Source organism: Rossellomorea arthrocnemi (genome assembly GCF_904424705.1).
Lineage (GTDB): Bacteria > Bacillota > Bacilli > Bacillales > Bacillaceae_B > Rossellomorea > Rossellomorea arthrocnemi.
Genome location: NZ_CAJGBF010000019.1, coordinates 30,533 through 54,232, shown reverse-complemented (window position 1 = coordinate 54,232; position 23,700 = coordinate 30,533). Strand labels below are relative to the sequence as shown.

26 protein-coding genes are annotated in these 23,700 nt (G+C 42.1%); 4 read left to right on the top strand and 22 right to left on the bottom strand.

Features of this window, described 5'->3' with window-relative positions:
* Positions 1–69: 69 nt before the first annotated feature.
* On the bottom strand, positions 70–3,420 hold the full coding sequence (gene dnaE / locus BAA9072_RS19375) for a DNA polymerase III subunit alpha (protein ID WP_201716326.1): 3,351 nt from the start codon (positions 3,418–3,420) through the stop codon (positions 70–72).
* A 137-nt stretch (positions 3,421–3,557) separates the two neighbouring features.
* Here dnaE and BAA9072_RS19370 point away from each other — a divergent pair, with 137 nt between their 5' ends.
* Complete coding sequence (locus BAA9072_RS19370) at positions 3,558–3,893, top strand: YtrH family sporulation protein (RefSeq protein ID WP_034756917.1); 336 nt, start codon at positions 3,558–3,560, stop codon at positions 3,891–3,893.
* Complete coding sequence (gene ytrI / locus BAA9072_RS19365) at positions 3,890–4,396, top strand: sporulation membrane protein YtrI (protein WP_201716325.1); 507 nt, start codon at positions 3,890–3,892, stop codon at positions 4,394–4,396. Before BAA9072_RS19370 ends, ytrI begins: the two co-directional genes overlap by 4 nt.
* A 387-nt stretch (positions 4,397–4,783) precedes the next feature.
* Here ytrI and BAA9072_RS19360 read toward each other — a convergent pair whose 3' ends face one another.
* From BAA9072_RS19360 to BAA9072_RS19330, 7 genes are all read right to left on the bottom strand, one after another.
* Complete coding sequence (locus BAA9072_RS19360; RefSeq protein ID WP_201716324.1) at positions 4,784–5,998, bottom strand: MFS transporter; 1,215 nt, start codon at positions 5,996–5,998, stop codon at positions 4,784–4,786.
* A gap of 249 nt (positions 5,999–6,247) precedes the next feature.
* The gene (locus BAA9072_RS19355) at positions 6,248–6,880 is read right to left on the bottom strand and encodes a hypothetical protein (RefSeq protein WP_201716323.1); all 633 of its coding nucleotides are present in this window, start codon (positions 6,878–6,880) and stop codon (positions 6,248–6,250) included.
* 198 nt (positions 6,881–7,078) lie between these two features.
* On the bottom strand, positions 7,079–8,104 hold the full coding sequence (locus BAA9072_RS19350; RefSeq protein WP_201716322.1) for a DUF4362 domain-containing protein: 1,026 nt from the start codon (positions 8,102–8,104) through the stop codon (positions 7,079–7,081).
* A gap of 21 nt (positions 8,105–8,125) precedes the next feature.
* Complete coding sequence (locus tag BAA9072_RS19345) at positions 8,126–8,599, bottom strand: HIT family protein (RefSeq protein ID WP_230980948.1); 474 nt, start codon at positions 8,597–8,599, stop codon at positions 8,126–8,128.
* Between the two features lie 39 nt (positions 8,600–8,638).
* On the bottom strand, positions 8,639–9,058 hold the full coding sequence (locus BAA9072_RS19340; protein ID WP_201716321.1) for a hypothetical protein: 420 nt from the start codon (positions 9,056–9,058) through the stop codon (positions 8,639–8,641).
* 18 nt (positions 9,059–9,076) lie between these two features.
* On the bottom strand, positions 9,077–9,898 hold the full coding sequence (locus BAA9072_RS19335; RefSeq protein WP_201716320.1) for a lipid II flippase Amj family protein: 822 nt from the start codon (positions 9,896–9,898) through the stop codon (positions 9,077–9,079).
* A gap of 336 nt (positions 9,899–10,234) precedes the next feature.
* Entirely contained in the window at positions 10,235–11,440 is a 1,206-nt protein-coding gene (locus BAA9072_RS19330; RefSeq protein WP_201716319.1) for an MFS transporter, read from the bottom strand.
* A gap of 379 nt (positions 11,441–11,819) precedes the next feature.
* Here BAA9072_RS19330 and BAA9072_RS19325 point away from each other — a divergent pair, with 379 nt between their 5' ends.
* On the top strand, positions 11,820–12,785 hold the full coding sequence (locus tag BAA9072_RS19325; RefSeq protein WP_201716342.1) for a quinone oxidoreductase family protein: 966 nt from the start codon (positions 11,820–11,822) through the stop codon (positions 12,783–12,785).
* A 40-nt stretch (positions 12,786–12,825) separates the two neighbouring features.
* Here the strand turns inward: BAA9072_RS19325 and BAA9072_RS19320 are convergent, their stop codons facing one another.
* From BAA9072_RS19320 to BAA9072_RS19265, 12 genes are all read right to left on the bottom strand, one after another.
* Entirely contained in the window at positions 12,826–13,278 is a 453-nt protein-coding gene (locus tag BAA9072_RS19320) for a GNAT family N-acetyltransferase (protein WP_201716318.1), read from the bottom strand.
* 181 nt (positions 13,279–13,459) lie between these two features.
* Complete coding sequence (locus BAA9072_RS19315; RefSeq protein WP_201716317.1) at positions 13,460–14,014, bottom strand: nitroreductase family protein; 555 nt, start codon at positions 14,012–14,014, stop codon at positions 13,460–13,462.
* 177 nt (positions 14,015–14,191) lie between these two features.
* Positions 14,192–15,793, bottom strand: coding sequence for an ABC transporter permease (locus BAA9072_RS19310; protein WP_201716316.1), 1,602 nt, complete (start codon positions 15,791–15,793; stop codon positions 14,192–14,194).
* Positions 15,793–16,701, bottom strand: a complete 909-nt coding sequence (locus BAA9072_RS19305) for an ABC transporter ATP-binding protein (RefSeq protein ID WP_201716315.1) — start codon at positions 16,699–16,701, stop codon at positions 15,793–15,795. The genes BAA9072_RS19310 and BAA9072_RS19305 overlap by 1 nt, the downstream gene beginning before the upstream one ends.
* Positions 16,702–16,705: 4 nt before the next feature.
* Complete coding sequence (locus tag BAA9072_RS19300) at positions 16,706–17,350, bottom strand: TetR/AcrR family transcriptional regulator (protein WP_230980947.1); 645 nt, start codon at positions 17,348–17,350, stop codon at positions 16,706–16,708.
* Between the two features lie 355 nt (positions 17,351–17,705).
* Positions 17,706–18,143, bottom strand: coding sequence for a DUF4956 domain-containing protein (locus BAA9072_RS19295; RefSeq protein ID WP_230980946.1), 438 nt, complete (start codon positions 18,141–18,143; stop codon positions 17,706–17,708).
* 269 nt (positions 18,144–18,412) lie between these two features.
* On the bottom strand, positions 18,413–18,928 hold the full coding sequence (locus BAA9072_RS19290; protein WP_201716314.1) for an SRPBCC domain-containing protein: 516 nt from the start codon (positions 18,926–18,928) through the stop codon (positions 18,413–18,415).
* A 34-nt stretch (positions 18,929–18,962) separates the two neighbouring features.
* Entirely contained in the window at positions 18,963–19,301 is a 339-nt protein-coding gene (locus BAA9072_RS19285) for an ArsR/SmtB family transcription factor (RefSeq protein ID WP_201716313.1), read from the bottom strand.
* A gap of 198 nt (positions 19,302–19,499) precedes the next feature.
* On the bottom strand, positions 19,500–20,051 hold the full coding sequence (locus BAA9072_RS19280) for a hypothetical protein (RefSeq protein WP_201716312.1): 552 nt from the start codon (positions 20,049–20,051) through the stop codon (positions 19,500–19,502).
* A 195-nt stretch (positions 20,052–20,246) separates the two neighbouring features.
* Positions 20,247–20,441, bottom strand: coding sequence for a hypothetical protein (locus tag BAA9072_RS19275; protein ID WP_201716311.1), 195 nt, complete (start codon positions 20,439–20,441; stop codon positions 20,247–20,249).
* Between the two features lie 151 nt (positions 20,442–20,592).
* Positions 20,593–21,324: a class I SAM-dependent methyltransferase gene (locus BAA9072_RS19270; RefSeq protein WP_201716310.1), complete on the bottom strand. Its 732-nt coding sequence runs from the start codon at positions 21,322–21,324 to the stop codon at positions 20,593–20,595.
* 50 nt (positions 21,325–21,374) lie between these two features.
* Positions 21,375–21,908: a chloramphenicol phosphotransferase CPT family protein gene (locus tag BAA9072_RS19265; protein WP_201716309.1), complete on the bottom strand. Its 534-nt coding sequence runs from the start codon at positions 21,906–21,908 to the stop codon at positions 21,375–21,377.
* Positions 21,909–22,391: 483 nt separating this feature from the next.
* On the opposite strand from BAA9072_RS19265, the gene BAA9072_RS19260 reads away from it, so the two are divergent.
* Positions 22,392–22,886, top strand: coding sequence for a hypothetical protein (locus BAA9072_RS19260; protein WP_201716308.1), 495 nt, complete (start codon positions 22,392–22,394; stop codon positions 22,884–22,886).
* Between the two features lie 58 nt (positions 22,887–22,944).
* On the opposite strand, the gene BAA9072_RS19255 is transcribed toward BAA9072_RS19260, so the two are convergent.
* Together BAA9072_RS19255 and BAA9072_RS19250 are read right to left on the bottom strand one after the other, a co-directional pair.
* Positions 22,945–23,253, bottom strand: coding sequence for a hypothetical protein (locus tag BAA9072_RS19255; RefSeq protein ID WP_230980945.1), 309 nt, complete (start codon positions 23,251–23,253; stop codon positions 22,945–22,947).
* Positions 23,254–23,441: 188 nt separating this feature from the next.
* Positions 23,442–23,651 (bottom strand): hypothetical protein, encoded by a 210-nt coding sequence (locus BAA9072_RS19250; protein WP_201716307.1) that lies wholly within the window; start codon positions 23,649–23,651, stop codon positions 23,442–23,444.
* Positions 23,652–23,700 lie beyond the last annotated feature (49 nt).

Genomic DNA, 23,700 nt, shown 5'->3' with positions numbered 1-23,700 from the left:
AGTTCAGAGGTGGTCTGACCACCTTTTTCTATTAAACAATAATATAAATATCGATTTTAGTAAAGTATGTTATTGTAATATGACATTTGCCCCGCCAAGAATACGGTGCAATTCCTTAAGAGCCTCTTGTGACGGACTTATGCACAGATGGTCCGGAAGCCTTATACTCTTTTTCGTATGCTCATAGTAAACGATGACCGGAGTCTTCCCTTTGAACCGGGTAATGGTTTGATGAATCCGTTCCATACAAGCTTCTTCATCCTGATCCACGGCGATTTTCAAATAGAGCTTTTGGCTGCTCTCATTTACCCTTGCCTGAACTTCTTCCATCGTTTCCAACTGATTCACGATGAACTGCAGTTTATCATTGCGATCTTCCACATTACCCCCGAATAGTAGAATATTCCCTTCTTTCAAGAGAGGCATGTTGTTTCGGTATACATTCGGAAACACTACAGCTTCCATCTCTCCGCTTTCATCACCGATTTCGAGGAAAGCCATTACTTCCCCCTTCTTGGTCCGGATGGATTTAGCAGCGGTAATATAGCCACCAAGTCTGATTTTTGTTCCTTTCTCAAGATCAGCTATTTGAATCAGTCCCAGTTCCTGAAACAAGGAACGATAAGAAGAAACGGGATGATCCGATAAGTAAAGTCCGAGGACCTGCTTCTCAAACTGAAGCTTCGTATCAATGGTCATAGCGTCCACTTCCACATATTTCGGCTTTAACATAAATGCCTCTTCTTCATGGAACAAATCAGGATCATCTTCGGGATTCACGAGTTCCGCATGCTGCGTCGCCACATCCAGACTCGCAAGCAATGTAGCACGATCGATTCCAAATTCATCAAACGCCCCTGCAAGCACGAGATTCTCAAGGATCTTCCGGTTGATGGCCTTCTGAGACACCCTCATGCAGAAATCAAACAAATCCTGAAACGGTTTCTCTTTTCTCGCACGGATGATTTCTTTCAAAGCAGCTGCTCCGATTCCTTTAATCGCCCCTATGCTGTAACGGATCCGATTCTTTCCTTCGACAGTAAACACAAACTGACTTGTATTTATAGACGGAGGCAGGATCGAAATATCGTACTGCGTGGCTTCCCGTATGTACTGAGCCACCTTTGTTTCATTCCCGACTACGGATGTCAGGAGTGACGATAGAAAGAACCCGGGATAGTGAGCTTTCAGGTAAGCCAGTTGATAAGCGATCATACTATACGCAACGGCATGTGACCGATTGAAACCGTAGTCGGCAAATCGGACAATCAGGTCATAAATCGTATGGGCGACTTCTTCCTTATAGCCTTTCCGGATGGAACCGGAAACAAAATGCTCCCTTTCCTGATCCAGGACATCTTTTTTCTTCTTGGAAACGGCTCTTCTGAGGAGATCCGCTTCCCCGAGGGAGAACCCAGCCATTTTCGAAGCGATTTGCATAATCTGCTCCTGATACACAATGACACCGTAAGTCCTCTCAAGGATCGGTTTCAAATCGGGGTGGGGATATTCCACCTCTTCTTTCCCATGTTTCCTGTTGATATACATCGGGATATTCTCCATCGGGCCAGGACGGTACAAGGCGTTCACCGCCACAATGTCTTCAAAGGAATTCGGCATCAGCTTTTTCAAAACATTCCTCATCCCATCCGATTCAAGCTGAAAGATCCCGTTCGTTTGCCCTTTACTCAATAGCTCGAACGTTTTCGCATCATTCATGGGGATCGTATCAATGGAGAATGATTGATCGGTTCCCATTTGAACATTCTTCACGATTCTTTCCAATATACTCAGATTGCGAAGTCCAAGGAAATCCATCTTCAACAATCCGATCTCTTCCAATATATCCATGGAGAACTGTGTGAGGTGAATACCGGAAGAACTTCCTTGAATGGGGACCCACTGGACCAATGGACCTTCACTCATTACAACGCCCGCAGCATGAGTGGAGGTGTGCCTTGGAAGTCCTTCGAGCTTGCATGCCGTCTCAAATAACCTCTTATAATGTTCGGATCCCGTCACACATTCACGAAATCCCTTCGACTTGCTATAAGCTTCCTTCAGAGTGATACCCAACTGATTCGGCACAAGCTTCGATAGCTGCTCCTGCTCCTTCATATTCAATCCGAACACACGTCCCGTATCACGAAGCGCCGCTTTGGCCGCAAATGTCCCGAACGTAATGATCTGGGCGACGTGGAGACTACCGTATTTCCCTTCCACATATTCAATCACTTCGTCCCGTCTGTGATCCGGGAAATCGATATCAATATCCGGCATGGAAACCCGTTCAGGATTCAAAAATCGTTCAAACAGCAGATGATGCTCAATGGGATCCACATCTGTGATGCTGAGGGCATAGGATACGAGGGAACCGGCTGCCGATCCACGTCCAGGTCCGGTCAAAATCTTTCTTTCCTTCGCATATTTCATGAAATCCCAGACAATCAGGAAGTAATCACTGAACCCCATCCTCCCGATGACTTCGAGCTCATAATCCAATCTCTCAATATACTCATCAGAAACCGATTCCACCCGCTCACTTAACCCCTTTTCACAAAGGTACGTCAATTTCTCCAGGGCGGATACTCCTTCAGGCAGAGGATATTTCGGCAGGAGTTGCTGATGGAAAGGGATAGTCAGATGACAGCACTCCGCTATCTTCACCGTGTTTTCCAGTGCCCCAACATGATCAGAAAATAATTCAACCATCTGATCCTTGTTCTTGAAATAATACTCCTGTGATCCAAGAACGTCCCGTTCATCCTCAGACAATTTCACACCGTCCCGGATCGCACCCATACATTCATGGGCAAAATGATCTTCCTGGTCGAGATACTGGACATCATTGGTCGCAACCAATTCCACCCCTGTCTCTTCAGCCACCTGCTGTAGTAAGGGGATAAGTGTATCCTCAGACGGAATTCCATGCTTTTGAATGCTTACATAAAAGGAGTCTCTACCAAACATCTGCTGGTAGGTGTGGATGCACTCTTTTGCTTTGTCTCTTTCATCATTTAATAGCAGACTTTCAATCTCTCCCTTGATGCCTGGAGTGATGGCAATCAAACCCTCACTGTAGGAAGAAAGCCACTTTAACGGTAATCCGTCTTTCGACTTCGCCCCGATGGCACTCGAGATTTTTAATAGATTCTGATAGCCCGTTTGATTTTTCACGAGGAGAACAAGAGGATATGAGCTTTCCTCTGACGCAATATCTGCGGTCAACCCGATGATCGGTTTGATCTTTTCTTTTAAACACGCCTTATAAAAAGGGATGGCGGCATACATCATATTCTTATCGGTCAAAGCCAATGCTTTATACCCGGAATTCTTCGCTTTATGTACAAGTCCATTTATCGATATCGTGCTAGACAAGAGACTATAGGCACTCGCTATTTGTAAATGAACAAATGACATGTTATGCACAACCTTTTTCTTAATATACTTTTATTATAGGAAAGAAACTGCAAAAAAGAAAATATGTTCTCCCTCATATCTTGCCCCCTTGTCCCATATAGTTATCGTAAAGACACGTAATAGATGGAGATGATGAAATGGCAGAAGCTTTCTTTCCCGAATTATTCAAAAGCTTCTTTATCGCTATGGGGGTATTGCTTGGGGGATCACTGCTTGGGGGCTTGGCGTCTTTTGCCATGGGGCAGCCTTTATTCATTGAAATGAGACGACTATCCGATTTCCTGCGCATCTGGGCCATCATTGCAGCTATCGGGGGCACATTCGATACAGTATACAGCTTTGAAAAAGGCTTTCTGAACGGGGAAACAAAAGAACTTTTCAAACAATTCCTATGGATCTTGTCTGCCCTCGGAGGAGCAAACACGGCGGCCATGATCATTACCTGGCTCACCCAGGAGCATATGCCGTCATGAGGATCCCCCCTTTCTACCGGCTACCCTCCTGGCAGCGTTTCTTCGCAGGGATGGTCGTGGGAGGCATCATCAGCTGGATGATCTTCTTATTCATGTTCGGCACCATGCATGAAAAACAGGCCCAAAAAATAGAAGAACAAAAAAATGACATCAGCAAACTGAAACACACCCTGTCCTACCTGCAGGAAGAATATAAACAATTGAACCAGGAAAACGAAGACGAACTAACCATTCAGGAAGTTAAGGTGAAGATCATTAACAATACGAAAACAAAAGTGGAATTGCTTAGTATCCACGAAACCGAGGATAAGTTGAGTGAAGATTTGCGGAGCCTACTGACCAAGGACTTGGAAACGGTGTTCGGGAATAAAGAACTCATCAAAAAAATAATTGAAAATAAAACCGTCAAGCTGAATGATAAAAACTTCCGATTGAAAGTGAAGGAAATGTACTTTTATACGACTACGCAAATTACGTTGGAATTGCAGTATGAGGATGATTAGATTTGTTGGGTGAACCTGTCGGGTGACGGGTTCTTTTTTTTGTTCATTTTGTGGATGAGATTGGTTATTTCGGTTCATTGGCTTTGCTGACTGGCATTTCAATTAGCTCCAGCCCTCTCATTTGCCTTGATTGCGTCATTTTTCATTAGAATTGCGTCAAAATGTAATTTATTGCGTCATTTTTTTGATAATTGCGTCAAAAACGGCATTAATTGCGTCATTTCCATCTATAATTGCGCCAAATTCCAAAATTATCCATACCCACACCGACCTCAATTGTATAAAAAATACATATATACTAGTTTTAATCGATCTATAAAAACAATACCAGCTTACAGCCCTTTTCAGCTTTGAAAAAAGGCTTCCCAACTCGGGAAACCTGATAAATCACGAATCTTCAAAACGGACGTTTAATGGTTTGTTCAACTTTCTCAACTTAGGATTCATCCTGAAGTACAAGGCAAATGTCAGGTAACCCACACCTGACATTCCCAAAAGGAAACTTCCAGAAGTGTACTCTCCGATCACCCCTCCGAGAAGATACCCTAAGGGACTTAAGGACCCTAGCAATGAAGAAATGAAGGCAAACCCGATCCCAATATATCCCTGTGGCAGATTGACCTGAATCAATGTTTGCACATAAATCCCTATGATGCCAATCCCCGCCCATGATAGAGCAAACAATAAATAAGGCAGAATCGAAGCGTCCTTCCATACAAACGTCAGCATCCAACATATCCCGGACCATAATGACAGTAGCGGCAAACTGCGATTAAGGGCAAATTTCTCTACCTTACTGGATAGGATGGTCCCTATCAGAGTGCCTAAAGACATGGCCGTCAACCAGAATCCGTATTCCGCAGATGAATCCGAGATGACAGGGAGCATGGCAATCCCCATGGTCGCCATCACGTTCATCCCGATGATACCGAACACGATGCTTAGAAGTGTCTGACGTTTTTTCACGACTAAAAATCCTTCTTTGAAATCTTCCTTATACTGTTTAATGAAATGAACCGTTCGCCCTTCCGTTTCCTTTTTCGACTTAGGAACGTTTAAGTAAAATAAAAACAGCAGTCCCGTCCCGATCAATAAAACGCTATTTGCCACATAAATCAAACCTAATCCAATAAAAGCGATCAGGATCCCCGATACAGCATCACATATGATATCAAGGGTTTGATAAGAAAAGGCAAAAATCGAGTTCACCTTTGTAAGCTGTTCACGGGGAGTCAGGCTTTCAATCAGGGCACTTTCAGTCGGGAAGGTACATTCCGATAACGAAAGGGCCACAAACATCAATGTGAATAACAGTGGCAGCCATAATAGATTCGTATAATACAAGACAGCGATGACGCCGACCAACGCCCCCTGACCAAGCATGGCAACATAAAGAATCTTCCGCTTTGAAAAACGATCGATAACCGGACCGTACAGAAATTGAATCGTTACGGGCAGAATCGCCACTGCACTTGCAAGCCCGATTAAAAAGGGGGAAGACGTAGCTGATTTCACATACCAGATCGTCGCAATCATGTAAAAGCTGTCAGCAAAATTTGTGATGATTCTGCCTGTCAACAGTATCATTAGTTGTTTATTCATCTATGGAAATCCTCCTTTAATCATTAGCAAATAACCCGTGGTAATTCGCTAACCTTAAGGCGGTTTCCACACAATGCATGAGGTCTAATGATCGAAGGGCTTTTGAAAAATGATCGGAACCATAGCTTCCTTCCTTTCTTTTACTGGTAATGGTAATTATTTCATAAATATTTCGAATCTTCAAGCTGAAACGAATAAACACCCCTGCAATGGAAGGACTTCTCCGCTGCCGGGATGTTTCAATAAATACTAATGAGTCATATCGTTTGTCAACGGATCAGGAACAAGTCCTATTAATCTTCTGCCTGTCATCCATATGGCAAGGCTCGTCACCCATAGAATCAATGCCGATCCTAAACCGACGACAGACATATATGCATCGAGCTGCTGACCATTCAATGTAACAGTCTCAGGAATGAAAAGCCAGGTAATAACAGGAACCACACATAGTAATAAGCCAGTATAATAATAAATGCTGACCCGGAACAGCCGTGCCAATGGGAGAAAATGAAGACCGACAATGATGGCAATAATGAGAGGGATATATTCCTGATGTCCGACAGCATTGCACACACCGATTGCGATTCCGATTGCTATCCCCTCCCCAGCGAAAATGATGTTAAACCACATTCTCATTTTCCTGCCGTCGTTCCCGTTGTGGATCGACGTCCCTTGAGGAAACTCCTTCGATGCGGAGATTAATGAGAACCCACCGACGACTAACAATATTCCGATTGCTAAAGCAACGATTAATAACCAGGGGCTTCCCCATCCTTGCAGCCCCATGACTCCTGTATACGACCATAAAGTACCGAAAAACGCCATGAATAGAACACCCGAAGCCGTACCACGCAAGTCACCTTTAGTAACTGTATGTACCATTGCGTACACTTCCTTTCACCAAGTTTAACCTCTCCCACTTTATAAAACATACGCCTCGTTTTATCCCCCCTATGGAGAATCCTTGATGAAACTCACTCCTTTAATGCCCATCTCCTGTACCAATTATTTCAAATCCGATTGGACATCTCAATATTTTCGTAGGATAACGATATAGGTAAGGCTGATCATTACCTATTTCTATTCAGTTATCTTCTTAATATCACTTGCCCTGACCCTCCCAGGAGAACCTCCCTCCAACACCTCATCGACTTTCATGACAATTTTGTCTCCCTCTGAAAATTCTTCGGCGTCTTCTGTTTCTACATATAAAAAAGTAATATTAAAATTCGATAACTCTTCCCCTTTCACCTTTTCCAGTGACACTAAATCGGTGGCAGTTAAATCTTTACCAATTAGGATTTGATTTTCCTTCACCTCCATGATGTAACCGTAAATGACATTTTCATTGCTTTTCGCAGGATTTTGGGATGCATGAATAATGTACTCAGCAATATCAGTGAACGGCTTCGAACGTTCATGAGATCCGCAGGCATTCCAGTTAAGCGTGTGATTGCCTCCATTTATCCTCACTTTCATGAAGTAATTGTCCGCCTGTTTTTCTTTAGGGCATTCATCACTCTCAGGCTTGGAATTTAAATAATTCGCCAACACCAGCTGCTTATAGACCTCCTGCTTATCCTCATCATTCAGTTCGATCGTTTGTTTTTCACCTTCTTTACCGTACCTTAACTCCACTTCAAAAACATCCTGTCGCTGTACATCATACGAAGCCGTAAGAATATCCCACATATTCCCCTGTACTCCATCACAATCTGTAAGATAATAAGACAGATTGGTAGGATTCTCTTCCCGTTTTAATTTTCCGCATTGAAAGGTGTCCACCCCGCCACTGCCATATTGATCTCTAGTTGAGTCATGTTTCACCTCTATCTGTTTCCCATCGTAAGCTAAATCCGTGAGTATGGGATCTCCCTCAATCGTGTAGGATACTACTCTCAAATCTCCTTTTTCTTTCTTTCCTACCTGCTGAAAATAGTTCTCCATTTTATCCAATCCTGAAATGCCACCGTGCTCATCCACCACATCCGCATTCAGTGCAGAGTCGTTTTTATTAGTAGGTTGTGCAGCTTGATCGGATTCCTGGCATCCTGTAAGAAGGACGAAAATGATTCCAAGCAACCACAGCCATTTTGGATTCTTCATACAAATCCCCCTTTTAAATATCTATAACGTGTAGCCCTTTTCTCGAAAACACTCCATCAGTTTCTTTCTTAATTTCAAATGTTTTTTCTCCGAATACAAGTAACCACCATCGATCCAGTGATCCTGAGAATAGTTCCACACCGGTTTAGTTATATAGTCTTTCCCTTCCCATTCGTATCTCGGAAAAATGTGAGCATGTAAAAAAGCATCTGAATTTCCGTAAATCGAATAATTGATCCTTTTCGGCTTACACACTTCTGTTACGACGTCTCCAATAATGCTCATATCAAGCAAATAATCAGTTCTATGTTTCATACTCAAATCGTTCAAAGAACTCACTTCAACGTATGGTAGCAAGACACAATACCCGGGCAGAAATTGTGTATCCCCCATTACGGCGAACCCACTTTTCATGTTGGACAGGACCATGGGATTACGGCCAGAATGGGCAGATCCGATTCGATCTTTTTTCCAATTGTCATCTTTTGTTGGCATAAATTATCTCCTTACGTAAAAGTCTAAATAGTGCTTTCGTTAAAAAAGAACCATAAAAATCTGGTAAAACCGAAACAACGCCCCTATGAATAATGCACCGACAGCAGTCATCAATAAGTACCTCACTTTGTACAGCCACTGGTATTTATATTCATTTGGATCCTTCCACTTCTTCCAATCATTTTTCAACGTGTAAAAGAAGAGCAGGATCAGCGGCAAAACGATAAGTATGATGATACCAAGGAAGAATATCTGATTGTAATACATCATAGATGCTTCATCAAAAAAAACGTTCAACACTTCCCCTAACGCCACAAAAAGCAAGATCACCAGCATGACTTTTGAAGTAAAAACAGCCGAGATTTTTCTCCCTTTCTTTATGTCCCTTAAGGTTAAATAAGGAATCAAAAAAAAGAGCACAAGCACTGCCAATGCGTAAAAATATGTAGTTCCAGACAAGGAATCCCTCCTCCTTACTTACTTCGTAACAAAAAATTGACTCATCCAGGCAATATAATAGGAACCCGGGATAAAGATTAGTTGAGCGAGCAGTGTCCCGAACAGTCTGGAGATGACCATCATAATGGAAAGACCCTTTAGCTCTTGATAATTCCCCTTCCCATTTGCCACATCATCTGCCAGGACGGATATCTTCGGGTCAATGAAAAGCGTCAATAAGATCGTTGCGATACCATTGATCAATCCCGAAGCCATGGTGGCACTGCCTTGTCGATCCGGTACGATGAGGGCAGCATATAGGGCTGATAGAACACCAATCGTGTAAACGGCTGTAATCAGCATATTGATGAAAAATAGTCTCTTTGGAATCCTCCTGAAATTGATTCCCGATAAATATCTTCTTCCCGGCTTGGCGAAATGACGGACCCCTCTTTTATAAAAATCATTTTGAAACCCAAGCTTGATTAATCTCGGCACAGAACCTCCCTGCTCCGAAAGATGGATAATACCCCTGGAAAACAAAGCGACGAACGTAGGCAATAACACGACCCCTATGAGAGTCCCTAAAGTCGAGGCACCGATCAGCACCCTGAATTGCTCTTCTACCACTTCTAATTTTCGACCATCTGGCGCAGAATCGGTGAGACCTCCTGTGAAAGGCTGCTGCATCATATTCGACATTCGTGACACAATGACCATCATATTAAACAGGGAAAGACCAGAGGCGATTAACTTCACCCTTGCCCCCGATAACCTGACTGCATAAGCAAGTGTTTCAATGCTATGTATGATTAAGATGAATAGTGCAATTGAAATGACCGGTAACGATATAAACTCCACGACGACAACTCCCTTTTTTATCCAAACATATTATAGCATTAAAAAAAGGAACATTTCGTATTTTCGAAATGTTCCTTGAATTCGACTCTTCTTTATTTTCTCTACCCATCATACCAATGAAAAGGCTTTACTCTCCTTTTTTATTATCGAGTACAACTTTAAGTCCTTATGCTCCTCTTTAACATACATTACTTCTCTAACTTACACCTAATTCCCCTATTCATTTTGATTATTCTTATACTTCAAATGACTAAATCGCACTCCGTTAATCAGTATGTTATTTCACTTGTTAATTTGATAACATAATCGATGAGAACCTCTAATTTGCCATACCTTTTAGGCTGATTTCCGTTCGATCCCGCGGAGCCAAGCCGTTAACAGGACAGCTCCTGCCACCATGATGGCACCGATCCATGGCGTATGAATCAATCCGATTCCATCTACGATCAGTCCTCCAACAAAGGAACCGATCGCGATCCCGACGTTAAACGCTGCGATGTTCAGTGCTGACGCCACATTGACTGCTGACGGTACATATTTTTCAGCCAGGTTGACAACAAGGATTTGAAGTCCGGGCACGTTCATGAAAGCGAATAAGCCCATAAGAAAGATCGCGATCAGACCGGCCACTTTGAATGGTGCTGCGAAAGTAAGGACGAGTAGAATGATGGCTTGCATAACAAACATCCAGAACAACGCTTTTAACGGACTCTTGTCCGATGCTTTCCCTCCGATGACATTCCCAATGGCAACGGCAATTCCGTATACAAGAAGGATGATGCTCACCCATTTCGCGCTGAACCCTGTCACGTCTTGCAGTAATGGTGTTAAATACGTAAATGCGACGAACGTTCCGCCATATCCAAGTGCAGTGATGGCAAAAGCTAATAGTAACCGGCCGTTCGTCATAATCTTCAATTGATCGCTGAATTTAGCAGGTGGTGACTCTTTTAAGTTCTTCGGTACAAGGATGGAACTGGCAATGATTCCTACAACACCGAGAAGGGCGACTCCCCAAAATGTAGCTCTCCAGCCGAATGCCTGTCCGATGAAGGTTCCAAGTGGTACACCTGTAACGGTTGCAACCGTCAGCCCCGTGAACATAAAGGCAATCGCACTTGCCCGCTTATTTACGGGCACCAGATCGGCAGCAATCGTCGATCCGATCGAGAAGAAAATACCGTGGGAGAATGCCGTGATAAACCGGGCAACGAGCAATAATCCGAAGCTTGTGGAAAGGGCGGCAACCGAGTTCCCAACGATGAACAAGAGCATCAAGGACATGAGAAGGGTCTTCCTGCTCACCTTACTGGTCAATGCGGTCAGGATAGGAGCACCAATGGCGACTCCGATGGCATAGCCAGAAATCAACAATCCTGCAAGTGTAATCGATATCGATAAATCATCGGCAATCGATGATAATAATCCAACGGGCACAAATTCTGTCGTCCCGATTCCAAAGGCACTGATGGCGAGTGCAAGTAACGCCGGGGTTCCACCTTTCGTTTTCGACTGATTTATAGTAGCTGAGCTTGTACTCATAATGTAAATTCCTCCTTAAATGGACCATTCGTTTATTGAATTGAGAAACGAAGGCGCCTTCCGTTTCTCTGTACACATCATGATAATGTGTATAAATGACTTATGGAAGTACGCACTTTTAAGTCATGTAGGTACTTTTTTGTAACCTAAAGACCTTTAAGTGCCTATATGCCTTTCAAACCTCTTCTGTCAAATCAAATAGGTACTGTTTGAAAAGCTAAACTGAATTATGAAGGAGAGCTATCCTTTTGGGAAGAACGCACTTTAAAGTGGCATAGGCACCTGGAAGTACCCATAGGAAGAAGAAAGCTCATTGCTAGTCAAAAGAAAAAGAACTGGTTACACTAAAATGGACTGTTTCTATAGAGGAGAGTAAATGATGAAAGCACTCATATTTGAAAAATTCGGTGGACCGGATGTCCTCCATTACCAGGAGATCGATTCTCCCGTAATGGGACCGGATGAAGTGTTACTAGAAATGAAGGCAATCGGGCTGAATTTCGCGGATGTATACAGAAGAAAGGGGAATTACCACTTAGCAGGCAATCCTCCTTATATATGCGGGTATGAAGGAGCGGGAATCGTCCAACGTGTAGGAAGCAACGTGACAGGAATAGAAGTTGGTGACCGCATCGCTTTTGCCGATGTACCTTATGCCAATGCTGAACTTGTAGCCGTGCCCAAAGAGAAAGCTATTCCACTGCCTGATGATATATCTTACGAAACAGCTGCATCCCTACTATTACAAGGACTTACTGCTCATTACTTAACAAAAGACAGCTATAGTATCAAAAATGGGGATGCTGCTTTAATCCATGCGTCTGCAGGTGGAGTCGGGCAGCTTCTAGTACAGATCATCAAGATATTAGGGGGAAGCGTCATTGGGTTAACATCTTCGGAAGAAAAGAGACAAGCCGCGTTGTCCATTGGAGCAGATCACATGTTTTTATACCGTGAAGACTGGAAACAGCACGTTGAGGATGTGACAAGTGGTAACGGCGTGGACGTTGTATATGAATCCGTAGGTTCCACACTGATGGACAGTTTCGAAGTCACCCGCATCGGAGGGACGGTCGTATTTTTTGGAATGGCCGGAGGAGATCCTGTTTCCGTTGACCCCCGGATGCTGATGGACACCTCGAAGACCCTGACAGGCGGAGATTTGTGGAATGTATTGACATCCCACGAAGAACGGGTGACCCGCTCACACGAATTATTCGCCTGGATTCAAGAAGGAACGTTAAAGGTTTCTGAACCAACAGTCTTTCCTTTAAGCGAAGGTGCGAAAGCACATAAATACTTAGAAAGCCGAAAAAGTACAGGAAAGATTTTATTAATTCCTTAAACCAAACGGAAGAGACCCAAATCAGGGGGAAGGGTCTCTTCTATAATTCCTGAGACATCCGGATCATATCTCTGCACTGGATCCCATTTTCAAATATTTCATCAGGATAGTGCCTGATGAAAAAGTCCAAATCGACCCCTACGATCCTGAATCCACACTTTTGATAAAGGGCCAACTGACCGACACCTGAGTTCCCGGTCCCCACTTCGATGGTCTTGTAGCCTCTCTCCCTGGCCACCTTTATGGCATCCATTACCAATTGTTTTCCAATCCCCTTGCCATGCATTTTTTCTGCAACCGCCACATTCACCAGCTCGACGGTTTCGGGTCTTGTCGGGAGCAAGACATAAACGCCAACGGTTTTCTTTTCGAGCTCCGCTACAAAGCATTCTCCCCTTGAAACGTACTCCTTTACAATCTCCTCTGAAGGATCTGCCAGGAGCAACAATTCCATTGGATAATTTTCATCCGGCTTTCGTTTTCTGATGATCATAACTATTACATCTCCTAAAAAAGGTAGGTTCTTACAACCTATTATACTACCCGTTTGTTGAAAAGATAAAAGGTAGCAATCTGATTATGAGTGGTGGTAAGACCGAAACTTTGCTGACAACTACAAAAAAAGACCCAACCGTCAAGGTGAGTCCAGAGTCGTATGCTTTTTCATAATGGAATCAGTTCCTGTAAACCGTCCACTTCTCTTCTGCTGTTGTTCGAGGTCTCACTTGAGGAGCTTTTTCAAAATACCCCATGTGCAAAAATCCAACAATTTTCTCTCCAAGTTTCACATTTAATAAGTCCCGCACTTTTGGATCATATATATGTGGATTCGTCTTCCATACGACGCCAAGCTTCTGTTCCCAAGCCAGCAATTGGAAGTTTTGAATTAACGAACTGACCGCACCGAAATTCTCTTCCCATTGCTTTTGTCTCGGATCTTCCTCCATGACTACAATAAGGAATGCAGCCGGCTGGCTGAAATAATTCCTTCTGTTTTCCTGCATGTCCGGGGAAAATGTCTTTACTAGACCTTCAACAAAGTCTTCCTTCTCTTTCGTTGGCACAAAAATAAAGCGCCAAGGCTCTCTTAATCCGTGGTTCGGTGCCCAGATGGCATCGTTTAAGATCTCTAGTACGGTTTCCTCTGTCACTTCTTTATCCATATATCCACTTTTAATCGAACGACGTTCTCGAATGATTTCGGCTAAACTTGATTTTGTTTTTCCCATTGTACAATCCCCTTACATAATAGTGATCTCTTTAAATGATAACAATTATCATTCTCACCTGTAAAGATATATTTAGTAAATCTATGAAATTCTAATCTGTGATAGTACAACCTTCCTTCTTTTTATCATAAGGAATAAAAGGACCTCCAATCACTCATTGGAGGTCCTCTTTTTCAATCAGGTTTCGATATCACGTTTGTTAAATCCAATAAACCCTGCCCCTGTCAGTACAAATGCAATTATGCATAAAAGGAGAAGTGGCACGATAGAGAAGTCTTCAATCGGTGTTTGTGGGACGTGACCAAAAGGTGAAATGCTGCCTATCCAATCTGAAAATTGGAATAATCCTCCCAGATACAACACGATAAAAGAATAAAAAACATAAAGCCATATCATGCTCGTTAGCTTTGGCAAATAGCCCATAAGAAATACTGCTATCCCAATCATGACGAGCATGGCTGGATAGTAGGACAGGGCTGCGCCAAAGATCATCTCAAAGGATAATCCCCCTTCCACCACTGCATTACCCGCCGACCATAGTCCAAGCGCTGCAAGGGAAATCATGATGAAACCATTGACTATAGCAAGGATGAAGTAACTGCCCAATAGTTTTGTTCGAGAAACGGTTCTGCTTAACAGGTGGAAAATTCGTTCCTTCTTCTCCTCCCCGCGCAGCTTATTCATGGACATAACGGGTGGGATGGTTGCCAGCAGTGAAATGACGATCATTAACATTGGGATAAATTGTTCTATCAACGTTACCCCTTCTGCTGGTTGTAACAATTGCTTCATCGTTTCGCTTTCAGCAAAAAAGGATTCCAGATCTCCTAGAACGGATCCGTAAGAGGCACCTAACACATACATACCAATGGCCCAAGAGATGATACCGGTTCGTTGCAATCTTATTGCAAGACCGATGGGAGTTTGCAAAAAGCGGGACGCATGTTTTTTTCCGGGCTTGGATGGTAGAAAGCCACGATCCAAGTCACGAATGACGTTCAAATAATTTGCTATCCCATAAAGAATGATTGAAGTGGCAATCATTAAAATAATCGGCCACCAATTATTAGAATCGTAAACTTCCGCTTTTGTTACCCATGCCAGTGGGGAAATCCACGACAGCGCTTCATTGCTTACATCCGTGATGGCACGGAGCAGATAAGAAAGAAGAAGTACGGCGATCGAGTAACCGATGGTGCCACGTGAACTGTCCGACAGCTGTGCAAATATGGCTGTTACCCCTGCAAAGAATAAACCAGTCGCCCCTAATGCCGTACCATACAGTAAGGAGCCTTCAAGATCTATGCTGTCAATCCCAAGGGCAAATAGGCCAAAACCATTGATCAATGCAAGTCCCACACACGTAGCCGTTATGACAAGTAAGACTGCATTTAAGTAGGAAAGGCGTCCCGTCGGTAACGAACGAAGCATTTCCAAACGGCCATCCTCTTCAGCAGCACGGGTGTGGCGAGTGACAAGGAGGATGGACATTAACCCTACCACTGCGGCGGTCATAAGTAACATCTGATGTGCTGTCATGACACCAATCGTATAGTTGCTTAAATCGGCTGGACCAGTCATGGCTGTCATCGCAGGGTTGGCCATTGTTTGGGCCATTGCATCTCTTTCCTGTTGTGAGCTGTACAAACCCTTAAATGAAGTTGGGACGACAATCGTAAAAAACGTAAGGGAGATGATCCAGATGGGGATCCGGATACGATCAAGACGGAAAATGAATGTAGAAAGGGAAGCCGTTTTAGCCATTAAATTGGCTGCCATTAGTGTACACCTCCCTCTCTTGAATCCTTCGCTCCTTCATAATGACTCATAAATAAATCTTCCAGCGTTGGCGGGGCGCTTTCCAGCTTAACAATTCCATATGGACTTATATGCTTGATAACAGCATCTATTTGCTCAGTGTCAACCTGAAATGATATCCCATGCTCGCTTTCCTCAATTTCATGGATGCCTTCAAGCTCATGTAAACCTGTAATCGGCATTCTGGTTTCAACGAGCATTTGTGTTCGTGTTAAGTGACGAAGCTCGCTTAATGACCCTGACTCTATTATCTTACCTTGGCGAATAATACTGACACGGTCGCACAGCTTCTCTACCTCTGATAAAATGTGACTGGAAAGCAGGACACTTTTTCCTTGTCTTTTAACATCCATCACACATTCCTGAAACACCTTTTCCATTAATGGGTCTAGTCCGGAAGTGGGTTCATCCAGAATGTAGAGATCCGCATCAGATGAAAAGGCCGCGACTAAAGCTACCTTTTGTCGATTTCCTTTGGAATACGTTCTACACTTTTTGGAGGGATCTAAATCAAATTTTTTTATCAACTCCTCACGTTTTTCCCTATTCGCGGTACCATTGAGTTTCACGAATAAATCAATGACCTCTCCCCCTGTCAGGTTAGGCCATAAATTCACATCACCAGGGACATAGGCAATGTTTTGATGGATGTCTACAGCATTCTGCCATGCGTCTTTGTTGAAAATCTTCACCTCACCATCTGTTGCCTTTAAGATTCCTAGTAAAATACGAATTGTGGTTGATTTCCCTGCACCATTGGGACCGATAAATCCTACAACCTCTCCTTTATTCACCTCAAGATTGATCTTGTCCAAGGCAGTAAACTTTCCAAACTTCTTTGATAAATTGGTTACATTCAGTAAGCTCATTTGTTCATTCCTCCCCATCTTTATAGAAACAACGTCTCAGAATTTCAGAATAGCTGTTCCATTCATTGAATATCTCCAACCCGACTTGATCAAAAGAATCGATCTTTGCCATTTGTAATTCTGCAAAACCCACCATTGTCCAATTAAGGATATGCACTGCCTTTTCCGGATCAACACCCTCTCTGAATTTGGACCAATCTATATTTTGGTAGATTTTTTTCAAGCCATCATCCATAATGCTTCCCTTTATCCGATCAATATCAAATTTCACTTCCGGTCCGTTTTCATTACCAAGCGATTTAAGGAAATCAAATACTAAGGGGGATTTTTTTTGTATATTTAATTTGACCATCCCCACCTGGTGGATTTTCTTGAATAGGTCCCTTTCTTTCATGTCTATTTTTTCATAGATTTCCTCAATGATGTTCATAGAGTATTCAATTAAAAACAGGTACAGATCCTTTTTATTTTTAAAATAGTTAAACAAGGATCCTTTAGATATCTGTGCTTCCTTTACTATTTCATTTGTTGATGCCTTATCATATCCACTGTTAACAAATTCTTTCATTGCTGCATTGATAATTCGTGCTTGTTTCTCTATTTTCAAATTTTTAAATTTAGTACTAATACTTATGCTGCCTCCTTTCAAAAGATGACCACAATGGTCATTTTTAATATAACAAAAATGACCATTGTGGTCAATATTTTCGCCGGATGCCGAGATAAAACAAAAAAATCATTGGTCTCTCATTAGCTGCGATCCCCTCCCATCACCCCCAGAAAAGGAAAATTTACATCATTGACCAAATGAAAAACCCGAACTATTCTGTCCCTTAGAAGGGAAAGTATTCGGGCTTTACTTAGATTAGTTTTTATCAGGCTACAAAATTTCTCTTGGATTAAGCAGTAAAATTACCGTCATAACTTAACATAATCGCTGATTTAACACCATCCAAGCTTGAAATGTTGTTAATGAAGCTCATATCATTCTCTTTGACGCGTATTTAATAAGTTACTTCAAAGTCATTTCCAGGCATCACCGATTTCGATTTAAGGGAATGTTTCTTTGAAAGTCCGGAAATCACATGTTCCAAAGAGCTTTCAATAGCCGATTCATTGTATCGTACGACTAATAAATAGGGATTTTCCACAGTAATGCGATTAATGAATAAAATCAATACCAGCCCGATTAGGATAGAACCGATGATGACGAGGGGAATGAAGCCTGCCCCGCATAAGATACCGGAAACAATCGCCCAGAAGATATACACAATATCCATGGGGTCTTTAATCGGGGTTCTAAAGCGCACGATTGATAAGGCTCCGACCTGAAAGACCATAGGAGGACGATTAATCAGAATCGTTTTAGCAGATAAGATGATGGCCATGGATAATAAAAAATATTCATCTAGGCATATCACCTTTACTAACCAGATTTCCATAGTATACTAAACATATATTCTTCATCTTGAAGAAAGTGGTTTAAGGCAGACCCCTTAATGTAAATCGAAAAATTCCTTTTTTGTAGCAGCTTACCAGTGTCACTGGTAAGCTATTTTTTTTGAAACTGCACTCTATTATCGTATGTACTCAAGCGTGGAAGCTTGCTAAATCCAGACAACATGAAAATAGACCAGGGAAGCCCCTGGTCTTGACCACTACTGCCGGAGCATAAGAGGACTCTCATGAACGACCCCTTCAGCCTGAATCGTTACTTCTGCAACTCCACTTGCTCGTTCAAGCGATCCCACGTTTCTGTAATGCCTTGCAGCATGCCCATATCCATGACGGTCTTAAGGGCCTCACCAGACACATACTCAGATCGACTTATCAACTTCGTCTTTCCACCTACATCAATGAATTCCATTGTGACTACAGTCTCTGGCATAGAATCATTATTATTGCCTTCTTTATCTGAAAAATAATCCGTGTAGACGATCTTCTCAGGTTCGATAATTTCCTTATAAACCCCTTTACCCCAGGATTCCATTCCAAAAAAATCGCCCTGGGACCGGTCTGCGCATTTCATACAATAATGCCAAACTCCTCCTGGACGGAAATCGACGGTACAAACCGGAACCTCCCATCCTCTTGGGCCCCACCACTGTTTCAAGTGTTCCGCCTCTTTAAACATCTTGAATACCAATTCGCGGGGCGCATTGAAAGTGCGTTCCAGTACCAGTTCCCGTTCGTTCTCTACTCTCGATACCATTGCATGGTTTGACATTTTAATTCCTCCTTGAAATGAAATGCATTCATGATTATTCTTTGCTTTGTATTTCCTTCAGGTGATGATCCAGATTGTCGAATCTGTCTTTCATCACACGCCTGAAGGACTGTACCCAATCACCCAGCGCTACGAAGGGCTCAGGACGAAGTCTGTAGATGCGGCGGTTTGCTTCTGACTCCACCTCTACAATCCTGTTGTCATTAAGTACTTTTAAGTGTTTAGACGTCTGAGGCTGCCTCAACCCCAACTCATCTGCGATTTCCCCTACGGTAAGTGGACCGTCACGGAGGAGTTCAACGATATTGATACGGGTTGGTTCAGACAAAGCGTTCAGCGTCGTCAAGTTCACATCCGGAATCTTCTCTGACATGCTGCTCACCTCTTCAAATGATGGTCTCCGGGATCATAAAAATTCACTTTTCGTCTACACTCATTATACGCGAACAGGAATATTCTAACAATAGAATATTCCTGTTCGCGTATATTAAATTAGTGTTGTTACCTGAGCTTTGTGACCTCATTTTGAATTTCTAAACCTTGGCATTTGTCTTAATTAAGCTACAAACGATTACTGTGCAACATTGTATACCTCTTTAAATTCCTGTTCACTCATCAAAAAATCAGCTGAAACATATTGCGTTGTATCCTCGATCTTATTCACAAGTCCGACCATCATTAATCCCGAATACTCCATTTCCTCATGATGATAATGGAATACACTCTCCCCATTCTTCAAATTCTCTCCCCTTCCACCAAGCTTTTTTTTAATTGATTCATTTTGTAAATGTGGGTATATCATCACTTTGACGATATACTCCTTATTTCGTTCAAGGCGGTCAGTCGTAAAATGGAAATAACCATCTGAAACTGTCTTCACTTCTTCTTTCGTAATAAGCGTTTTTCCATCTCTTTCAAAGCGTTTAATTGTAAGTACTGCTCCTTCTGGTAACCCGGTCTCTCCCTTTAGGACGATTTGGTTTGGAAAGTTATACACTTTACCAGATAGGGCGTAATCACTTTCCTTATTGTTAGTCACAGTTTGAGAGGAATGTGAGTCCGGTTCTGGACTGATGAGATAGTAACTTGCAAGAGGGGTGAGAATCAGAAGGAGGCAGCACATCCACTCAACGTCAGAACCAGAAGTACAAGCATGAGTAGAATATTATCATTTTTCAACTTATCTCCCCCTCCTTTTATCATCACTCACTACAATTACTAGCAAACTGATGAAAGGGTTCGATGGTAAACCTATTTTTCTCAAAAAAATGAAGAGCTCCACCCCATGAAAGGTGTGAAGCTCTCAAAATATGCTCCTCTATTCCGACTTCTTCTCCACTTGATCGGATTTCTTAATGAATCTAATAAGAAACACTGTCCCTGTGCAGTTCAGAATGATACTCGCACTCAGGATAACCGCCCATAATGGAGCAGGGAGTGGCAGAATAAAGGATAATAGTAAGAATACGATTCCTCCTAATACGAATAGGAGACCTTTCGATACGTCGTTCATGATTCTTCCTCCAGATAATAGTCAGTACAAATATATTAACATAAATACCCATTATTGGAAGGATTCATTTACTATGTCCCAAACCCTTCCATCTGAATAATTTCCCCTGGAAAACCAAGGGTCCTTATTTGTATTAGATAAAAGGAGTCCTCTATTTTTTTGCTGAGAATAGGATAAACATGGGCCTTCGGAATTCATCTTTCATTTCGGGTATATTTTTTACCATCTCTTCAGAAGGAACAGGCTCCCTGACTTCTTTTATTATAAAACCCGCTTGGAGTATGTCATTCATGTAGGTTGCAAAAGTACGATGATACTTCAGTACATTTCCAGTAAGGAAGGTCGTTTCCCGTAAACCTTCCGATTGGTAATCGTCCACTGCCCAATGCTTACGATTCCCTTGATCATCATAGTACCAATCTTGTTCATTCCTAGAAGTGAAGATGGGATGTTCCACTGAAAAAAGGAATGTACCATCAGGCTTTAGATAGGTATATACTTTTTTACAAATCTCATCAAACGATTGAATATAGTGGAACGCCAATGAACTAAGTACCACATCAAATTGATGGCTTGAAAAATCCACATCCTCAATTGCGCTATGTATGTATGAGATAGCAGGATCATCCGTTAACTCACGAGCTTTTTCAAGCATCTTTTCAGAAATATCCACTCCAATCACTGAACGAGCCTGTTGCTCACGGGCATAGCGGCAGTGCCAACCATACCCACATCCTAAATCCAGTACACTTTTATTACGAAAATCCGGTAGTAACTCCTTCAATACGTGCCATTCTCCTGCACTTTCAAGCCCATTAACCGAACGTGGCATCTTTTCATATGCAGCGAAAAAATTTTCGTCATCATATTTGTTTTGTTTCATGACAAACTCATCTCCCCTGTCATTTTATTTTCATGTTTTATTAAGTACTTTCACAGGCGAGCCTTCATGATAATGAACCGTGCACATTCTTCTGGAGATATCTTGGTGGTATCCACCTTAATATCATAAAGCATCCCTTCGTGCACAGAAGCTGCCTGTGTAACAGCCATTCCTTCAATGCGGTCCCCTCTTTCTTTCTCTCGCAAAGCTGCGACAGGAGGATCACAGAAGACGCCTACCCAAAGCACCTGCAGGCCTTCCAAAGAAGCTTCCCACCTTTTACGGGCTTCTACTCCACTAAGAAAAACATCGTCAATGATGATTCTTGCACCTCTGCGTGCCATTTCCCCAATACCGTGCATCCATGCCGATTCAAGCTTACGGAACTCTTCACCTGGAGTGACAGATCCATCTTCATCCAACTTAATTCCACTGTCTTTCTCTCGCATGGCACCAGGCATAGCCTGGATCAGATCATCGATGCTGAATCTCAGCCAGGATTCGGTTGATGAATGTTGGAGAGATTTTGCGAGCGTTGTTTTACCGGAGCTTGAACCACCGTTCAGGATCATTACATTGGTCATAAGGATAGCCTCACTTTCTATTATTTTTTACTCTATCTACTTTAAAAAGGTAGTTTCAATTTGATTTTGATTAAAATCGTCCTCATTTTTGCTGAAATTCTATTTATCTTTCAAATGAAATTGCTTCATTCCAGATACCACAAAATCAATCAAAGATAGCTCTTTGCCCTCCATTTACCTTACCTCTCACAGATTTTAGGAGCCTGTATTCAAACATTATGAGCCACACATTTATTTTATAAGCTGTTTGTCGAAAACTGGCAGTCGGAGACATGCTATTTTCATTACCGGCACAAAAGACTGTCCCCCACAACCTTCGTCTAAGGTACAAACCTTATTAGGATATACTGTTTTTCCTCCTGATCAAGATACCATTTCAGCAGCCTGATTCCCGTTCATATCCGAAAAATTATCGGTAAGCACTTCATTAATTGAAACATTTCCCATCCCCATTCGTAAAGATAAACAAAGGGGGGTAAGCACATGAAAAACCTAGTTATAAACTTGGTGATTTTAACATCATTGTTGGCTTTATTCACAGGGTGCAGTGCACCTAAGGATAGCGATGAGAACGTAACAACCATTCAAACCTTTTTGAAAAATGAATTCACCGGACCTGATGAAAAGCTATCGGAAGCTTTTAAACAAGATGCGGCCTTTCCACCTGAATTAAAAGAATATGTAGAAGAGGACTATAAGCCTCTTGTGATGGATTGGGAAGATATGTTGAATACTAATCAAATCTTGTTTTTTCAGCGCATGGCTTTTGAAAACGGGTATCAACTGAAGCCAACCAAGATCAAGATGAATAAGGATCAAAATTCCGCTTATGATTTTGAGGTCAAAGTGGAATACGGCAAAGATGGTGAAACCAATACTGCTACTGTCAGTGGGAGAATTAACCTTAATGACAATGGAAAAATTGTGACAGTCCGGAATTTGGATGATGGGGGATTATTGAAGAAAATGAACCAGTAAAGCTTTGGCCAAAAGGGAACTACTCAATAAAGAAGTTCCCTTTTAATTGGGTATAAAATTAATGTCTTTCAATCTTCACTACATCCTCGGAAGGAGATAAATACTCTTTCTCTCCGATTGAAAAATACGCTTCTTGACGATTTATTTCTGCATATTGAACCACTTTACCCTCATGAAGAAAAACAATTAAATAAATATCATCTCTACTCCTGATATTGCTCGGATCTTCAAATTCAGTACCCAATTGCTTTTCAATGCTCTCTTGAGGAGAATAAGGTTCAAACAAGTAAGCTTTATCCCATTTGAAATCCGCTAATGAATTGACCTTTATTTCCCTGCTATTTGGATCTTTAACGATTGAATACAAGGTCTCCTCAAAGTCTTTATTATGTTCAACACCACTTTTGCTACAGCCAGCTGACAGAACAAATATGAGGAAAAGAGAGAAAGTTATGTACCTCAAGGGAAACATCTCGCTTTCTATTTTTGACTCTGTCTCTATCTTGAAAATCATATTTCCTTTTAACAATTGAAACGGTCGTACTGCAACTAAGATTATGCAAAAGGCCCTCCACCACCAGTATGATTATTTGCATTCGTGGACTGTTGAGAATGTTGCGCGGATTTTTGATAAGCTTCTTCTCTTGGGTCCGGTTTATGTTTTTTTATACTATCACCGTAGAACTTCATTTTCCTTGAACCAATGAAAACACGGATAGCAAAATACAAAATGACCATTCCGAGAAAAATCAAGAAATACATCATTACACCTCCAGTATTTCGTACTCGTTCCATTTTTACTGTACCATACATG

Excerpts from the sequence above, each read along its gene's own strand:
- BAA9072_RS19290 (WP_201716314.1), bottom strand. The coding sequence starts at position 18,928 with ATGTCAAACCATGCAATGGTATCGAGAGTAGAGAACGAACGGGAACTG.
- BAA9072_RS19320 (WP_201716318.1), bottom strand. The coding sequence starts at position 13,278 with ATGATCATCAGAAAACGAAAGCCGGATGAAAATTATCCAATGGAATTG.
- BAA9072_RS19350 (WP_201716322.1), bottom strand. The coding sequence starts at position 8,104 with ATGAAGAATCCAAAATGGCTGTGGTTGCTTGGAATCATTTTCGTCCTT.
- BAA9072_RS19295 (WP_230980946.1), bottom strand. The coding sequence starts at position 18,143 with ATGGAAATCTGGTTAGTAAAGGTGATATGCCTAGATGAATATTTTTTA.
- BAA9072_RS19345 (WP_230980948.1), bottom strand. The coding sequence starts at position 8,599 with ATGCCAACAAAAGATGACAATTGGAAAAAAGATCGAATCGGATCTGCC.
- BAA9072_RS19310 (WP_201716316.1), bottom strand. The coding sequence starts at position 15,793 with ATGGCAGCCAATTTAATGGCTAAAACGGCTTCCCTTTCTACATTCATT.
- BAA9072_RS19305 (WP_201716315.1), bottom strand. The coding sequence starts at position 16,701 with ATGAGCTTACTGAATGTAACCAATTTATCAAAGAAGTTTGGAAAGTTT.
- BAA9072_RS19360 (WP_201716324.1), bottom strand. The coding sequence starts at position 5,998 with ATGAATAAACAACTAATGATACTGTTGACAGGCAGAATCATCACAAAT.
- ytrI (WP_201716325.1), top strand. The coding sequence starts at position 3,890 with ATGAGGATCCCCCCTTTCTACCGGCTACCCTCCTGGCAGCGTTTCTTC.
- BAA9072_RS19250 (WP_201716307.1), bottom strand. The coding sequence starts at position 23,651 with ATGATGTATTTCTTGATTTTTCTCGGAATGGTCATTTTGTATTTTGCT.
- BAA9072_RS19265 (WP_201716309.1), bottom strand. The coding sequence starts at position 21,908 with ATGACCAATGTAATGATCCTGAACGGTGGTTCAAGCTCCGGTAAAACA.
- BAA9072_RS19270 (WP_201716310.1), bottom strand. The coding sequence starts at position 21,324 with ATGAAACAAAACAAATATGATGACGAAAATTTTTTCGCTGCATATGAA.
- BAA9072_RS19275 (WP_201716311.1), bottom strand. The coding sequence starts at position 20,441 with ATGAACGACGTATCGAAAGGTCTCCTATTCGTATTAGGAGGAATCGTA.
- dnaE (WP_201716326.1), bottom strand. The coding sequence starts at position 3,420 with ATGTCATTTGTTCATTTACAAATAGCGAGTGCCTATAGTCTCTTGTCT.
- BAA9072_RS19325 (WP_201716342.1), top strand. The coding sequence starts at position 11,820 with ATGAAAGCACTCATATTTGAAAAATTCGGTGGACCGGATGTCCTCCAT.
- BAA9072_RS19330 (WP_201716319.1), bottom strand. The coding sequence starts at position 11,440 with ATGAGTACAAGCTCAGCTACTATAAATCAGTCGAAAACGAAAGGTGGA.
- BAA9072_RS19315 (WP_201716317.1), bottom strand. The coding sequence starts at position 14,014 with ATGGGAAAAACAAAATCAAGTTTAGCCGAAATCATTCGAGAACGTCGT.
- BAA9072_RS19285 (WP_201716313.1), bottom strand. The coding sequence starts at position 19,301 with ATGTCAGAGAAGATTCCGGATGTGAACTTGACGACGCTGAACGCTTTG.
- BAA9072_RS19280 (WP_201716312.1), bottom strand. The coding sequence starts at position 20,051 with ATGTGCTGCCTCCTTCTGATTCTCACCCCTCTTGCAAGTTACTATCTC.
- BAA9072_RS19355 (WP_201716323.1), bottom strand. The coding sequence starts at position 6,880 with ATGGTACATACAGTTACTAAAGGTGACTTGCGTGGTACGGCTTCGGGT.
- BAA9072_RS19370 (WP_034756917.1), top strand. The coding sequence starts at position 3,558 with ATGGCAGAAGCTTTCTTTCCCGAATTATTCAAAAGCTTCTTTATCGCT.
- BAA9072_RS19260 (WP_201716308.1), top strand. The coding sequence starts at position 22,392 with ATGAAAAACCTAGTTATAAACTTGGTGATTTTAACATCATTGTTGGCT.